General features: G+C 35.2%; 2 pseudogenes. Both read right to left on the bottom strand.

Going from position 1 to position 457, the window contains the following annotated elements:
• Nucleotides 1-260: pseudogene (locus B9N65_RS10815) on the bottom strand (thioredoxin reductase); the annotation flags it as partial.
• Nucleotides 261-263: 3 nt separating this feature from the next.
• Nucleotides 264-457: pseudogene (locus tag B9N65_RS11170) on the bottom strand (hypothetical protein); the annotation flags it as partial.

Here is a 457-nt window from a genome sequence, read left to right as displayed (position 1 = left end):
GATGAGTCGAGGATGGAGCGGGCTTCAAGGAGCATTTGAGATTTTTCCTTAAAATACTTTGTAGTATTGTCATCTTTAGTTTTAGACACAATTAAATTTGTATTTTTGTCAAACCAAACCTCTTCTCCATTCGGAGCTATAACTGTATATGTATTAGTGTTATCCATTAAATTTCCTTTATTCATTGTTTTTCCTTTGCTTATTACCACTACTGCTGTGAATGCTAAAATAGCTATGATGATAAATATGATCTTCTTCATATCTTATCCTATATACAGACCATCTTCCATGACTATGGTGGTGGCTAAGCGACCGACAAGTCTTGGAGGTATCGTTGCTTTAGTTCTTTTTCCGTGTTCTATCTTACACCCCACATATATACCCTTTATGTTATTGTTACCAATAGTATCAAGAGCTTCCACTAGATCTCTTGAGAGGTTACGATGAGTATTGTCAT

The sequence above is a fragment of the Campylobacter concisus genome, assembly GCF_002165815.1.
Classification (GTDB): Bacteria; Campylobacterota; Campylobacteria; order Campylobacterales; family Campylobacteraceae; genus Campylobacter_A; species Campylobacter_A concisus_BH.
Note: the sequence above shows the minus strand (reverse complement) of the source record. Positions and strands in the feature narration are given on the sequence as shown.